Below are 13,099 nucleotides of genomic sequence, written 5' to 3'. Positions count from 1 at the left end.
GAGCCGTCTCGGGCGCCGTCTCAGGGACCGAGCACCTCGTCCAGGAAGCGGGTCAGGTCGGTGAAGACCTCCGCCTTGTTCGTCTCGTGGAAGACCTCGTGGCGGGCCCCGGGGTAGATCCGCTCGGTCCGGGTGTCGCCGCTCAGCCGCTCGACGCCGATCCGGCTGCCGGGGAGCGGGACCAGCCGGTCCTCGGCGCCGTGCAGCCACAGCAGGGGCAGCGGGCCGACGTCGCCCTCCTCGGCGACCCGGTCCAGGGTCCGTACGAAGGCCTCCAGCGTCGGCCGCTTCATCGGCCCGTGCCAGACCAGCGGATCCGCCGCGAACCCCGCGCCGACCGCCGGGTCGCGGGAGAGCGCCGCCGGGTTGATCGGGATGTCGGGGATCTCCTGCTGGGCCAGTAGCCGCCCGGGCGTCGCCCAGAGGCCGATCACCGGGCCGGACAGCACGAGCGCGGCGAGCCCGGCGCCGTGCCGCTGGGCGTACCGGGCCGCGATCAGGCCGCCCGTCGAGTGCCCGATCAACACCAGCGGGAGATCCGGGTGCGCGGCCCGGGCGAGTCGCGCCACGGTGTGCACATCGGTGACCACGTCCTCGAAGTCCTCGATCAGCACCCGCTCGCCCGCCGACCTGCCGTGCCCCATGTGGTCGGGCGCGAACACGGCCGCGCCGTGTCCGGTCAGCACGCCGGCGAGTTCCTCGTAGCGGCCGGCGTGCTCGCCGTAGCCGTGTACGAGGACGGCGAGGAAGCGGGGCCGCGTCCGGGGCCACTCGTGCGCGACGATCGCGCCGCGGGCGCCCGCGAGGACGTGCTCGGTCATGTCTCCTCCAGCTGGGTCGAGCCGCGTCGAGCCGTGTCGAGCCGTGTGGGCGAGGGGGTGCCCGTGGATCTTCGCAGGGGGCGGTCCGGAGGTCCACGGTGGCCGCCTCGGCCACCTGGCGAGACGGCTCTGTGGGCATCCGTTAGATGTGCGTACCATCGGTCTCCGCATGAACACGATGACGTTGTGGCACATCACCGGCTGGGAGTTCGCCGCGCTCGCCGCCGCGGCCGTACTGGTCGGCTTCTCCAAGACGGCCGTCAGCGGCGCCAACACGGTCAGCCTCGCGATCTTCGCGGCGGTCCTGCCCGCCCGCGCCTCCACGGGCGTCCTGCTGCCGATCCTGATCGCCGGCGACGTCCTGGCCGTCCTCACCTACCGGCGGCACGCCCACTGGCCCACGCTGTGGCGGCTGTTCCCGGCGGTCGCGGCCGGCGTGGTCTTCGGCACGGTCTTCCTGGTGTGGGCCGACGACGGGATCGTCCGGACGTCGATCGGCGCGATCCTGCTGTTCATGGCGGGCGTCACGGTGTGGCGACGCCGCACCGCGGAGAAGGCGGACGAACCCGACGCCGTGGTCACCCGGTCCGGCCGGATCAAGGCCCGCTCCTACGGCGTCCTCGGCGGCTTCACCACGATGGTCGCCAACGCGGGCGGCCCGGTGATGTCGATGTACCTGCTCTCGGCGGGCTTCCGCAAGCTCGGCTTCCTCGGCACCTCCGCGTTCTTCTTCCTGATCGTCAACGTCTCGAAGGTGCCGTTCAGCGCGGGCCTCGGCCTGATCGACGGGAACTCGCTGCTCCTGGACGCCGCGCTCGTCGTCTTCGTCGTCCCCGGCGCGCTGCTCGGCAAGTGGGCGGTGCACCGCATCAACCAGCGGCTGTTCGAACAGCTGGTGATCGCGGCGACGGTGGTCGGCGGCCTGCAACTCCTGTTGCGGTAGTCGCATGACCCGGCATGTGCTGGTGCTCGGCGGCACCACAGAGGCGCGGGAACTCGCCGCGGCGCTCACCGCGCTGCCCGGCCTGCGCGTCACCACCTCGCTCGCGGGCCGCGTGACCCGGCCTGGGCCCGTCGCCGGGGACGTGCGCATCGGAGGCTTCGGCGGAGCGGAGGGCCTCGCCGACTGGCTGCGCGAGCAGCGGGTGGACGCCGTCGTGGACGCCACCCACCCCTTCGCCGCCGGCATCACCGCGAACGCGGCGCGCGCCGCGGCGGCGACCGGCCTGCCGCTGGTCGTGCTGCGCCGGCCGGGCTGGCGGCCGGGCGCCGGGGACCGCTGGCACGAGGTCGCGTCGCTGCGGTCGGCGGCCGAACTGCTGCCGCGGGTGGGCCGGCGGGTGCTGCTGACGACGGGCCGGCTGGGCCTCGCGGCCTTCGCGCACCTCGACGGGCTGCACTTCGTCGTACGGTCCGTGGAACCGCCCGCCCCGCCGATGCCGTCGGACGTCCGACTGGTCCTGGCCCGCGGGCCGTTCACCGTCGCCGACGAACGGGCGCTGCTGCGCGAGCACCGGATCGACGTCGTCGTGACCAAGGACAGCGGGGGAGCGGCGACGGCCGCGAAGCTGCACGCCGCGCGCGCACTCGGGCTGCCGGTGGTGGTCGTACGGCGGCCGTCGCCGCCCGAGGGCGTGCCGGTGGTGCCGGACGTGCGGGGCGTGTTGGAGCGGCTGGGGCTCGGCTGACCGGGGGCACCTGGGCGAGGGGAGTCGGGGCGAGGAGTCGTCAGGGCGCGACGACCGCCGGTTCCGCCGGCTGCCCGCGCTGGGGCAGACGGTCGTCGAGGTCCTCGACCAGGAGCCGCTTGGAGATGGTGTCCACCGCCGCCCGCAGATCGCCGCCCGCCGGGCGGCCGATGTCCTGCGCCACCCGGTCCTCCAGCCACTTTGCCCATTCCTCGGTGATCACCCGGGCCTCGCGGGCGCCCGCCTCCGTATGGCTGAGGAGGGAGCCGTGGCGGGTCACGTACCCCTCGTCGACCATGCGGTCGAACACCGGCAGCAGCACCTCCGGGGGCATGTGGCGGCGGGCGGAGATCAGGCCGAGGCTGGCGTGGCCGACCATCCGGGTGAACAGCTCGACCTGCATCACCGCCCAGGCGCCGGCCACGTCGAGGCGGGTGTCGGACTGCTCGAAGAGCCGGCGCGCGGTGTTCGGGTCCGCCTGGCCGATGATCTTCGCGACGGAGGCCTCCAGCACCCGTCGGGAGTCCGCGCCGGACGGCCGGCCGAAGCCCTCGCCCATGTCGGTGGAGCCCATCCGCGCGCTGTCGCGCAGCTGGACCTGTTTGAGGAACAGCGCGACGACGAAGCCGATGGCGGCCACCGGCACGGTCCACAGGAACACCGTCTCGATGGTGTCCGCGTAGGCCTGGATGATCGGGGCGGCGACCTCGGAGGGCAGGTCGTGCAGGCCTTCCGGGCTGGTCGCCGCCCTGGCGATGGCCGCCGTGTCGACGCTGCCCGCCGCCGCCGACACGGCGGAGCCGATGCCGTCCTTCAGGTTCGGCGTCAGCGAGTTGGTGTAGAGGGTGCCGAAGACGGCCGTGCCGAAGGAGCTGCCGAGGGTGCGGAAGAAGGTGACGCCGGAGGTGGCGGTGCCGAGGTCGGCGTACTCGACGGTGTTCTGCACGGCGATCGTCAGCACCTGCATGCACAGGCCGATGCCGGTGCCGAGGACGAACATGTACAGCGACTCCAGCCAGGCGCTCGTGCCGGGGCCCATGAGGGACATCAGATACAGGCCGACGCCCATCACCAGCGAGCCGACGATGGGGAAGAGGCGGTACTGCCCGGTCTTGCTCACCACGTTGCCGCTGAAGATCGACGCGATGAGCAGACCGAGCACCATCGGCAGGGTGCGCACGCCGGAGACGGTCGCCGAGTCGCCGTCGACGTACTGCAGATAGGTCGGCAGATAGGTCAGCGCGCCGAGCATCGCGAAGCCGACGATGAAGCTGAGGATCGAGCAGACCGTGAAGACCGGGTTGGCGAACAGCCGCATGGGGAGCATCGGCTGCGCGGCCCGGGTCTCGACCACGCAGAACAGGGCGAGGGCGACTCCGCCGCCCGCGAACAGGCCGATGACGACGCCCGAGGACCACGCGTACTCGGTGCCGCCCCAGCTCGTCGCCAGGATCAGCGCGCTCGCGCCGACCGCGACCAGCGCGATGCCCAGGTAGTCGATCACCGGCCGGACCGTGGACTTCACCACCGGGATGGTGCGGGCGGCCGCGAAGACGACGAGGATCGCGAGCGGCACGTTGACGTAGAACGCCCACCGCCAGGACAGATGGTCGGTGAACAGCCCGCCGAGGAGCGGTCCGACGACGGTGGCCACACCGAACACGGCCCCGATCGCGCCCTGGTACTTGCCGCGCTCCCGCAACGGGATGACGTCGGCGATCAGCGCCATCGCCGTCACCATCAGCCCGCCCGCGCCGATTCCCTGCAGGGCCCGCCAGGCGATCAGCAGCGTCATGTCGGTCGCCAGGCCGCACAGGAACGAGCCCGTGATGAAGACGATCGCCGACACCTGGAAGACCACCTTGCGGCCGAACAGGTCGCCGAACTTGCCGACCAGCACGGTCGCGACGGTCTCCGCGAGGAGGTAGGACGTGACCACCCACGACATGTGCGCGGCCCCGCCGAGGTCCGACACGATGGTCGGCAGCGCCGTGCCGACGATCGTCTGGTCCAGGGCGGCGAGCAGCATCCCCAGCACGATCGTCCCGAAGACGATGTTCCGTCGGCGTGGGTCCAGGACGGGCGGCTGGGCGGCGGCCGGGGCGATTTCCTCGGTGGCTGTCACGAGGTCACGATCACATCGGCGCGCCGTCCCTGCACGTGGGGCGGGCCCGCACGGGGGTGGCCGGGGGCGGTGCTACTCCTGCCCAGGGTTGCGGCGCAGCAGATACGTGTCCATGATCCAGCCCTTGCGCTCGCGGGCCTCGGCGCGCAGCCGCTCGATGCGCGGACCGGCCTCGGCGATCGGACCGCAGACGAGGATCTCGTCCGGCGTGCCGATGTAGGCGCCCCAGTAGATGTCGACGTCGTCCTCGGCGTACTGCCGGAACGTCTGGTGGGCGTCCAGCATCACCACCACGTCGTCCACCCCCTCCGGGAAGCCCTCCGCGAGCCGTCGGCCGGTGGTGATCTGCACCGGCCGGGCCACCCGGTTCAGGCCGGTGCGGTGCCGGGCGACGAGCGCCGAGACACTGCTGATCCCGGGCACGACGTCGTATTCGAAGGCCACCGCGCCCCGGTCCAGCACCTCCTTCAGGATGCCCAGCGTGCTGTCGTACAGCGCCGGGTCGCCCCACACCAGGAACGCGCCGCTCTCCTCCTCGCCGAGCTCCTCGGCGATCAGCCGCTCGTAGATCTCCGCGCGGGCGCTGCGCCAGTCGCCGACGGCCGGCGAGTAGGCCGCGCCGCCCGCCCGGCGGTCCCGCTCCGGATCCCGGGCCTCGACGACCCGGTACATGCCCTGCGGTATGTGCGTGTCCAGCATGTCGTGCCGCAGCCGCGTCAGGTCGCTCTTCACCTCGCCCTTGTCCAGGACGAAGAACACGTCCGTGCTCCGCAGCGCCCGGACCGCCTGCAGGGTGAGCTGGTCGGGGTCGCCCGCGCCGATGCCGATGACATGAATCTTTCGCACGCCACGAGTCTGCCCTACGCCACTGACAGTGACCGTGCCGGGTCAGCGCAGCCGCGGCGCCCGCGCCTGCGCGTCGACCGCCGCGCCCGTCCGCTCCACGGTGTCCGCCAGCTCGCGCGCCCAGCGGACCAGCCCGGCGAGATCCATCCCGTGCGGCCGCCCCTGCCCCGGTCCCGCGCCCGCCGCCCACTCCTCCACGGCCCCGGCGCCGCGCCGCAGCAACCGCGCCCCGCCCATGAGGTTCCCCCGGGCCGCGTGCGTGAGGCCCACCGCGAGCTGGGCGAGCCCCCGCCACAGGGCGCGCTCCGCGTCGGGGCCCGCCTTCCAGGCGTCCTCGAAGACCTCGTGCGCGTGGAACGGCTTTCCGGCGTCCAGCAGGGCCTGCGCCTCGGCGACGGTGTCCTCCGGCGTGCGCACGACGCCCTCGGGCTGCCGCTCCACCCCGGGCGCGCCGTACGGCAGCGGCCGTCCCAGCCCGTCCCGCGGCCGTGCGTTGCGCGCCCGCCCCTCGCCGTCCCGGTCCCGCGTCGTGTCCATACGGCGATTGTCCCGCGCCCCGGCCGCCTTCGGCGCAGCGCCCGGCGTGGGGTAAAGTGCTGTTCGCGCGACCACACGGACACACCGTGTACAGCGCATCGGGACGTGGCGCAGCTTGGTAGCGCACTTGACTGGGGGTCAAGGGGTCGCAGGTTCAAATCCTGTCGTCCCGACCAGCTTTCTTCAGCGGGTCGGAGACCGTCTTCTCAACTGTGAGAAGGCGGTCTTTTTGTTTGGTGTGCGGCCTTGCGCTGAAGTGCACTTCAAGTTGAAGACTCCCCTGCGGGCCGGAGCGGACGGACCGACGCCGGCCGAACGGGAGGATCCAGCATGAAGTACCGCACCATAGGCACCGCCCCGGCCACCCGCCGCGAGGTCAGCGTTCTGGCGCTCGGGGCGATGTGGTTCGGGTCGGCGACCGACGAGGACACGTCCTTCGCGATTCTCGACCGGTACGTCGAGGCCGGCGGGAACTTCGTCGACACGTCCGACAACTACGCCTTCTGGGCCGACGGCGGCCAGGGCGGACAGAGCGAGGAACTCCTCGGCCGGTGGCGGCGCAGCCGGGGCGTCGGCGACGAGATCGTCTTCGCGACCAAGCTCGGCGCCCGGCCGCTGGCCCCCGGCACCAGCTACACGGACAACCCGGAGGGACTCTCGGCGAAGGTGATCCGCGAGTCCGCCGAACGCAGCCGGGAGCGGCTCGGCGTGGAGAAGCTGGATCTGCTCTACGCCCACATCGACGACCACACCGTCCCGCAGCGCGAGACCGTCGAGGGCTTCGCCGAGCTCGTCGCGGAGGGCACGGTCGGGCTGCTCGGGGTGAGCAACCAGGCCATGTGGCGGGTGGAGCGGGCCCGCGCCCTCGCCGCCGCGGCCGGCCTGCCCGGCTACGAGGTGCTCCAGTACCAGCACAGCCATCTGCGCCCGCGCTCCGACATCCCAGACGACCTCTTCCCGGACGGCAGCCTCGGCCACGCCGGCCCCGAACTGCTCGGCTATCTGCGGGCCGAGCCCGGCCTCGTCCTGGTCGCCTACTCGCCCCTGCTCAAGGGGGCCTACACCCGCCGGGACCGGCCCCTGCCGCCGGACTACGACCACCCGGGCACCCCGGCCCGGCTCGCCGTACTGCACGAGGTCGCCCGGGAGACCGGCGCGAGCGTCAACCAGGTCGTGCTGGCCTGGCAGTCGGGCGGGGAGCTGCCGATCGTCCCGCTGGCCGGGGCGTCGTCGGTGGCCCAGCTGGAGGAGAACCTGGCCGCCGTCGACCTGGAGCTGACCGAGGACCAGCGCTCCCGGCTGGACTCGGTGCACTGACGACGCGGGAGTGACCGACTGGTAACCGGGGAGGCTACGCTGGGATCATGCCGTCCACCCGCCGTACCGCCAGACAGGCGGACCTGCTGGAACGACTCGTCGCGCTGCTGACGGCGGAGGGGTTCGCGGACCTCACCCTGGACGATCTCGCCGAGCGGCTGCGCTGCTCCAAGACGACCCTGTACCAGCTCGCCCGCAGCAAGCAGGGGCTGGTCGTGGAGGCGGTCAAGCACTACTTCCGCGGGGCGACCGAGGCCGTCGAGAAGCGGGTGGCGCAGACCGTCGACCCCTCGGACCGCGTCCGGGTGTACCTGACCGCCGTGGCCGAACAGCTGCGCCCGCTCTCACGTCGGTTCCTCGACGACGTGGCGGAGTTCCCGCCCGCCCGCGAGGTGTACGAGGCCAACACCCGGATGGCCGCGGAGCGGGTGCGCCGGCTGATCGCCGAGGGCGTCTCGGGCGGCGCCTTCCGCGAGGTGCACACCGCGTTCGTCGGCGAGGTCGCCGCCGCGACCATGCGGCAGATCCAGCAGGGCGAGCTCAAGGCGCGCACCGGGCTGACCGACGCCGAGGCCTACGAGCAGCTCGCCTCGCTGATCGTGCACGCCGTCTCGCCCTGAAGTCCGCAGACCTGGCTGATTCGGGCTCCCGCAGCCCGCGCTGTGGCCGTACTGTTAATGATACGTTCGTACACACCCCAGTATCATTTCCAGTACTACTTCGTGGAGGTCACCATGCCTGCCACTCGCGCCCTGCCGACCGAGGAGGCCGTCGAGCTCATCCAGCTCACGCGCACCCTCGCCGCCAAGGAACTCGCACCCCGGGTCGCCGACGCGGAGGCGGACGGAGCGTTCCCCAGGGACGTCTTCCGCACGCTCGGGCGCAGCGGTCTGCTCGGACTGCCCTTCGCCGAGCGGGACGGCGGGGCGGAGCAGCCGTACGAGGTCTACCTCCAGGTGCTGGAGGAGGTCGCGGCCGTCTGGTCGAGCGTCGCCGTGGGCATCTCCGTGCACGCCCTGTCCTGCTTCCCGCTCGCCCGCTTCGGCACCGACGAGCAGCGGCGCAGGTGGCTGCCGGACATGCTGAGCGGTGAGCTGCTCGGCGCGTACTGCCTGTCCGAGCCGCACGCCGGCTCCGACCCGGCGGCCATGCTCACCCGCGCGGTGCGCGACGGCGACCAGTACGTGCTGAACGGGACCAAGGCCTGGACCACCCACGGGGGCTACGCCGACTTCTACACGGTCATGGCCCGTACCTCCGACGACCGCAGCCGCGGCATCTCCTGCTTCCTCGTCCCGGCCGACGCCCCGGGGCTCAGCGCCGACCCGCCGGAGCGGAAGATGGGCCTGACGGGCTCGGCGACCGCGACCATGCGCCTGGAGGACGTGCGGGTGCCCGTGGAGCGCCGGATAGGGGAGGAGGGGCAGGGGCTGAAGATCGCGCTCGCCTCCCTCGACCACGGCCGGCTCGGCATCGCCGCCGTGGCCTGCGGCCTCGCCCAGGGCGCCCTCGACCACGCGGTGCGCTACGCCCGCGAGCGGGAGACCTTCGGCAAGCCGATCATCGAGCACCAGGGGCTGGCGTTCGTGCTCGCCGACATGAGCGCCGCGATCGAGTCGGCCCGTGCCAGCGCGCTGTCCGCCGCCCGGTTGAAGGACCTCGGCCTGCCCTTCACACGGGAGGCGTCGATCGCCAAACTCGTGGCCACGGACAATGCCATGAAGGTGACCACGGACGCCGTGCAGGTCCTCGGGGGGTACGGGTACACCCGTGACTTCCCCGTGGAGCGCTATATGCGCGAGGCCAAGGTCATGCAGATCTTCGAAGGAACCAACCAGATCCAGCGCATGATCATCTCCCGTGCGCTGGACCGTGACGAGGGCGGTGTGCTCACCGTCCTCGGCAAGGAGTGATGATGCAGCTCGCCCACACCGCCGCCCTCGTCACCGGCGGTGCGTCCGGCCTCGGCGCGGCCACCGCGAAGGCTCTGGCCGAACGCGGCGCCCAGGTCTTCGCCCTCGACCTGAAGGACGGCATCGACAAGGCACCCGAGGTCGACGGCGTCACCTACGTCCCCGCCGACGTCACCGACCCCGAGCAGGTGCGCGCCGCCGTCGGCACCGCGGCGGGGTCCGGCGTTCCGCTGCGGACGGTCGTCAACTGCGCCGGCATCGGCCCGTCGGCGCGGATCCTCGGCAAGAAGGGCCTGCACGACCTGGGCCTGTACGCCAAGGTGATCCAGATCAACCTGATCGGCACCTTCAACGTGCTCGCGCTCGCCTCGGAGGCCATCGCCGGGACCGAGGCCGACGAGAACGGCCAGCGGGGCGTCATCGTCAACACCGCCTCCATCGCCGCGTACGACGGCCAGATCGGCCAGGCCGCCTACGCGTCGTCCAAGGGCGGGGTCGTCGGGCTGACCCTGCCCGCCGCCCGTGACCTCGCGCAGTACGGCATCCGGGTGTGCACCATCGCCCCGGGCATCGTCGAGACGCCCATGCTGGCCACGGTGTCGGAGGAGTTCCGTGCCTCGCTCGCGGCCGGCGTGCCCTTCCCGCACCGGCTGGCCCGCCCCGAGGAGTACGCCCAGCTGGCGCTGGCGATCGTCGACCACGACTACCTCAACGGCGAGACCGTCCGCATGGACGGCGCGCTGCGGATGGCTCCGCGGTGAGCCGTCGAGGTCTCAGGTTCTGACGAGCAGCTGGAAGTCGAACGCGTAGCGGGACGCACGGTAGATGTGCGTCCCGTACTCGACCGGACGGCCGGTGTCGTCGTACGCCGTGCGCTGCATGGTCAGCAGGGCCGCCCCCTCCTGTTCGGTGAGGAGGGCGGCCTCCTCGACGGTGGCGGAGCGGGCGCCGATGGTCTGGCGGGCGCTGTGCAGGGCGATGCCCGCCGAGCGCAGCAGCCGGTACAGGCCGGTCGACTCCAGGCGCTCCGTGTCGAGGTCCAGGAGTGCCGGGGGCAGGTAGTTGCACAGGAACGCCACCGGCTGCCCGTGGGTGGCGCGCAGCCGCTCCAGGAGCGTGACCTCGCTGCCCTCCGCGATCCCGAGCGCCGCCGCGACGTCGGCGGGCGCCGACACGCGTTCGTTGCGCAGGACGTGCGTGGTCGGTCCCTGGCCGGCCGTCTCCAGATCGTCGTAGAGGCTGCTCAGTTCCAGCGGCCGTTTCACCTGACTGTGCACCACCTGGGTGCCGACTCCGCGGCGACGCACCAGCAGGCCCTTGTCGACCAGCGACTGGATGGCCTGGCGGACCGTCGGGCGCGACAGGCCGAGGCGGGTCGACAGGTCGATCTCGTTGCCCAGGAGGTTTCCCGGGGCGAGCGCGCCCTGCTCGATCGCCGCCTCCAACTGCTGGGCGAGCTGGTAGTAGAGCGGCACGGGGCTCGTGCGGTCCAGCGCGAAGTGCAACGCGTCGAGCGCGGAGCCGGGCACGGCGCGGGTGCGGCCGCCGGTCTTGGCCATGGGGGCGCCTCCTCGGGGCGGTGGGGTCGTGATCAGGTCCGGTGACCGGGCCGGATAGGCGATTTGAGAGACTCCTTCGGTGGTCGGGGGTATGGCGTCTCCCAGGTGTAGGTCCCGGGGGCTCGCACTGTCAAGACTTTGTTCTTACATTCGGACCTGCTTGTGAAATGATGTCTTAACAAAGTATTGACAGTGAGCTTGCCGAGGGAGTTGGATCCCGTCCCATCAGTGCACGGGCCGAGTCCGAGACAGCCGAACAGTCGCGGACCTGGCTCCATGGCCCCAATCTGAAGTGAAACGGGCCCCGGATCCTTGTGATCGCCTCCCCCTTCCCCGTCGTTTCCCCCCGTCGCACAGTGAGGTGCAGGAAAGATGGAAAGCTCTCCCTCCCGCCCGCGCAGAATCGCCCCGATCGTGGCCATGGCCGCGGCGGTGGCCCTGACCGTCGCGGGCTGCTCCAGCAGCTCCGGCGGTAAGAAGTCCGAGGAGAGCGCGGACGGCGCTTCCGCGGGCAAGGCGAGTACACCCCAGATGACCGTCGCCCTGGTGACCCACCAGTCGCCCGGCGACACCTTCTGGGACATCGTCCGCAAGGGCGCCGAGGCCGCCGCGGCCAAGGACAACGTCAAGCTGGTCTACTCCGCCGACCCGAGCGCCGGCGGCCAGGCCAACCTGGTGCAGAACGCGATCGACCAGAAGGTCGACGGCATCGCGGTCACCCTCGCCAAGCCCGACGCCCTCAAGGACGTCATAGCCAAGGCGAAGACCGCGAAGATACCCGTGGTCGGCCTCAACTCCGGGGTGAGCGACTGGCAGAAGCTCGGTCTGATGGAGTTCTTCGGCCAGGACGAGACGGTGGCGGGCGAGGCGCTCGGCAAGCGGCTGAACACGGCCGGCGCCAAGAAGGCCGTCTGTGTCATCCAGGAGCAGGGCAACATCGGCCTCACCCAGCGCTGTGACGGCGTGAAGAAGACGTTCACCGGATCCACCGAGGTCCTGTACGTCACCGGCACCGACATGCCGTCGGTGAAGTCGACGATCACCGCCAAGCTGACCCAGGACAAGGCCATCGACTACGTCGTCACGCTCGGCGCCCCCTTCGCCCTGACGGCGGGTCAGTCGGTGACCGACGCGGGCAGCAAGGCCAAGGTCGCCACCTTCGACCTCAACAAGGACCTGACCACCGCCATCAGCAAGGGCACGGTCGAGTTCGCGGTCGACCAGCAGCCCTACCTCCAGGGCTACCTCGCGATCGACTCGCTGTGGCTCTACAAGAACAACGGCAACTACATGGGCGGCGGTGAGCAGCCGGTGCTGACCGGCCCCGCCTTCGTCGACAAGACGAACGTCGACGCGGTGGCGGCGTTCGCCGCGAAGGGCACCCGGTGATGAGTATGACCCAGCATGCCGAGCCGGCGGTGGGAACACCGCCGGCCCCCGGCCCGCAGAAGACCGACGGCCGGACCGCGCAACGCCCGCTGGCACTACGTCTGTTGGCCCGTCCCGAAGTCGGCGTGTTCCTCGGCGCCGTCGCGGTGTACGTGTTCTTCCTGATCTCCGCACCGCCGGTGCGCGAGGGCAGCTCGATGGCCAACATCCTGTATCAGTCGTCGACGATCGGGATCATGGCCCTGCCGGTCGCGCTGCTGATGATCGGCGGCGAGTTCGACCTCTCCGCCGGTGTCGCCGTGATCACCTCGGCGCTCACCGCGAGCATGCTCGCCTACCAGCTCAGCATGAACGTGTGGGTGGGCGTCTTCGTCGCCCTTCTCGTGTCGCTGGCGGTCGGCTTCTTCAACGGCTGGATGGTCGTCAAGACCGGGCTGCCCAGCTTCCTGATCACCCTGGGCACCTTCCTGATCCTGCAGGGCGTCAACCTCGCGGTGACCAAGCTGGTCACCACCAACGTGGCCACCGACGACATCAGCGACATGGACGGCTTCGGCCAGGCCAAGAAGGTGTTCGCCTCGTCCTTCGAGGTCGGCGGCGTCCAGGTGAAGATCACCATCGTGTACTGGCTGGTCTTCGCGGCCCTGGCCACCTGGGTGCTGCTGCGCACCAAGTACGGCAACTGGATCTTCGCGGTCGGCGGCAACAAGGACAGTGCACGGGCGGTCGGCGTGCCCGTGACGTTCACGAAGATCTCGCTGTTCATGCTGGTCGGCTTCGGCGCCTGGTTCGTCGGCATGCACCAGCTCTTCACGTTCAACACCGTGCAGTCGGGTGAGGGCGTCGGCCAGGAGCTGATCTACATCTCCGCGGCGGTGATCGGCGGCTGTCTGCTGACCGGCGG

At 71.3% G+C, this 13,099-nt stretch carries 13 protein-coding genes and 1 tRNA gene; 9 read left to right on the top strand and 5 right to left on the bottom strand.

Annotated elements, in window-relative coordinates; all coding sequences use genetic code 11:
- Positions 1 to 20: 20 nt before the first annotated feature.
- A complete protein-coding gene (locus ACWD4O_RS22500) occupies positions 21 to 821 on the bottom strand; it encodes an alpha/beta hydrolase (RefSeq protein ID WP_451282195.1) in 801 nt (266 codons plus the stop codon).
- A 169-nt stretch (positions 822 to 990) separates the two neighbouring features.
- Here ACWD4O_RS22500 and ACWD4O_RS22495 point away from each other — a divergent pair, with 169 nt between their 5' ends.
- Entirely contained in the window at positions 991 to 1,764 is a 774-nt protein-coding gene (locus tag ACWD4O_RS22495; RefSeq protein WP_451282193.1) for a sulfite exporter TauE/SafE family protein, read from the top strand.
- A gap of 4 nt (positions 1,765 to 1,768) precedes the next feature.
- Positions 1,769 to 2,509, top strand: coding sequence for a cobalt-precorrin-6A reductase (locus ACWD4O_RS22490; protein WP_451282191.1), 741 nt, complete (start codon positions 1,769 to 1,771; stop codon positions 2,507 to 2,509).
- A gap of 40 nt (positions 2,510 to 2,549) precedes the next feature.
- Here ACWD4O_RS22490 and ACWD4O_RS22485 read toward each other — a convergent pair whose 3' ends face one another.
- The 3 genes from ACWD4O_RS22485 to ACWD4O_RS22475 form a co-directional block, all read right to left on the bottom strand.
- Positions 2,550 to 4,634 carry an MDR family MFS transporter gene (locus tag ACWD4O_RS22485; protein ID WP_451282189.1) on the bottom strand — a complete coding sequence of 695 codons (2,085 nt, stop codon included), beginning with the start codon at positions 4,632 to 4,634 and terminating at the stop codon, positions 2,550 to 2,552.
- Between the two features lie 72 nt (positions 4,635 to 4,706).
- Positions 4,707 to 5,480 carry a precorrin-6A synthase (deacetylating) gene (gene cobF / locus ACWD4O_RS22480; protein ID WP_451282187.1) on the bottom strand — a complete coding sequence of 258 codons (774 nt, stop codon included), beginning with the start codon at positions 5,478 to 5,480 and terminating at the stop codon, positions 4,707 to 4,709.
- Positions 5,481 to 5,522: 42 nt separating this feature from the next.
- Positions 5,523 to 6,017 carry a DUF309 domain-containing protein gene (locus ACWD4O_RS22475; RefSeq protein WP_450948085.1) on the bottom strand — a complete coding sequence of 165 codons (495 nt, stop codon included), beginning with the start codon at positions 6,015 to 6,017 and terminating at the stop codon, positions 5,523 to 5,525.
- Positions 6,018 to 6,116: 99 nt separating this feature from the next.
- On the opposite strand from ACWD4O_RS22475, the gene ACWD4O_RS22470 reads away from it, so the two are divergent.
- The 5 genes from ACWD4O_RS22470 (at position 6,117) to ACWD4O_RS22450 (ending at position 10,008) form a co-directional block, all read left to right on the top strand.
- A tRNA-Pro gene (locus tag ACWD4O_RS22470) sits at positions 6,117 to 6,193 on the top strand.
- Between the two features lie 154 nt (positions 6,194 to 6,347).
- Entirely contained in the window at positions 6,348 to 7,334 is a 987-nt protein-coding gene (locus tag ACWD4O_RS22465) for an aldo/keto reductase (RefSeq protein ID WP_451282184.1), read from the top strand.
- Between the two features lie 47 nt (positions 7,335 to 7,381).
- The gene (locus ACWD4O_RS22460; protein ID WP_451282182.1) at positions 7,382 to 7,954 is read left to right on the top strand and encodes a TetR/AcrR family transcriptional regulator; all 573 of its coding nucleotides are present in this window, start codon (positions 7,382 to 7,384) and stop codon (positions 7,952 to 7,954) included.
- Between the two features lie 114 nt (positions 7,955 to 8,068).
- Positions 8,069 to 9,247 carry an acyl-CoA dehydrogenase family protein gene (locus ACWD4O_RS22455; protein WP_451282180.1) on the top strand — a complete coding sequence of 393 codons (1,179 nt, stop codon included), beginning with the start codon at positions 8,069 to 8,071 and terminating at the stop codon, positions 9,245 to 9,247.
- 2 nt (positions 9,248 to 9,249) lie between these two features.
- Positions 9,250 to 10,008 (top strand): SDR family NAD(P)-dependent oxidoreductase, encoded by a 759-nt coding sequence (locus ACWD4O_RS22450; protein WP_451282562.1) that lies wholly within the window; start codon positions 9,250 to 9,252, stop codon positions 10,006 to 10,008.
- Positions 10,009 to 10,020: 12 nt separating this feature from the next.
- On the opposite strand, the gene ACWD4O_RS22445 is transcribed toward ACWD4O_RS22450, so the two are convergent.
- Positions 10,021 to 10,806 (bottom strand): GntR family transcriptional regulator, encoded by a 786-nt coding sequence (locus ACWD4O_RS22445; RefSeq protein WP_451282178.1) that lies wholly within the window; start codon positions 10,804 to 10,806, stop codon positions 10,021 to 10,023.
- Positions 10,807 to 11,178: 372 nt separating this feature from the next.
- Here ACWD4O_RS22445 and ACWD4O_RS22440 point away from each other — a divergent pair, with 372 nt between their 5' ends.
- Positions 11,179 to 12,195: a sugar ABC transporter substrate-binding protein gene (locus ACWD4O_RS22440; protein WP_451282176.1), complete on the top strand. Its 1,017-nt coding sequence runs from the start codon at positions 11,179 to 11,181 to the stop codon at positions 12,193 to 12,195.
- On the top strand, positions 12,195 to 13,099 hold a 905-nt coding region (locus tag ACWD4O_RS22435; protein ID WP_451282174.1), incomplete at its 3' end, for an ABC transporter permease. The genes ACWD4O_RS22440 and ACWD4O_RS22435, both read left to right, overlap by 1 nt.

Source organism: Streptomyces sp. NPDC002623 (assembly GCF_053592635.1).
The sequence above is the reverse complement of the archived record's forward strand: the minus strand, read 5'-3'. Positions and strand labels throughout refer to the sequence as shown.

Bases quoted from the DNA above. Each gene is read 5' to 3' on its own strand.
- ACWD4O_RS22500 (WP_451282195.1), bottom strand. From the start codon at position 821: ATGACCGAGCACGTCCTCGCGGGCGCCCGCGGCGCGATCGTCGCGCAC.
- ACWD4O_RS22495 (WP_451282193.1), top strand. From the start codon at position 991: ATGAACACGATGACGTTGTGGCACATCACCGGCTGGGAGTTCGCCGCG.
- ACWD4O_RS22490 (WP_451282191.1), top strand. From the start codon at position 1,769: ATGACCCGGCATGTGCTGGTGCTCGGCGGCACCACAGAGGCGCGGGAA.
- ACWD4O_RS22475 (WP_450948085.1), bottom strand. From the start codon at position 6,017: ATGGACACGACGCGGGACCGGGACGGCGAGGGGCGGGCGCGCAACGCA.
- ACWD4O_RS22465 (WP_451282184.1), top strand. From the start codon at position 6,348: ATGAAGTACCGCACCATAGGCACCGCCCCGGCCACCCGCCGCGAGGTC.
- ACWD4O_RS22460 (WP_451282182.1), top strand. From the start codon at position 7,382: ATGCCGTCCACCCGCCGTACCGCCAGACAGGCGGACCTGCTGGAACGA.
- ACWD4O_RS22455 (WP_451282180.1), top strand. From the start codon at position 8,069: ATGCCTGCCACTCGCGCCCTGCCGACCGAGGAGGCCGTCGAGCTCATC.
- ACWD4O_RS22450 (WP_451282562.1), top strand. From the start codon at position 9,250: ATGCAGCTCGCCCACACCGCCGCCCTCGTCACCGGCGGTGCGTCCGGC.
- ACWD4O_RS22445 (WP_451282178.1), bottom strand. From the start codon at position 10,806: ATGGCCAAGACCGGCGGCCGCACCCGCGCCGTGCCCGGCTCCGCGCTC.
- ACWD4O_RS22440 (WP_451282176.1), top strand. From the start codon at position 11,179: ATGGAAAGCTCTCCCTCCCGCCCGCGCAGAATCGCCCCGATCGTGGCC.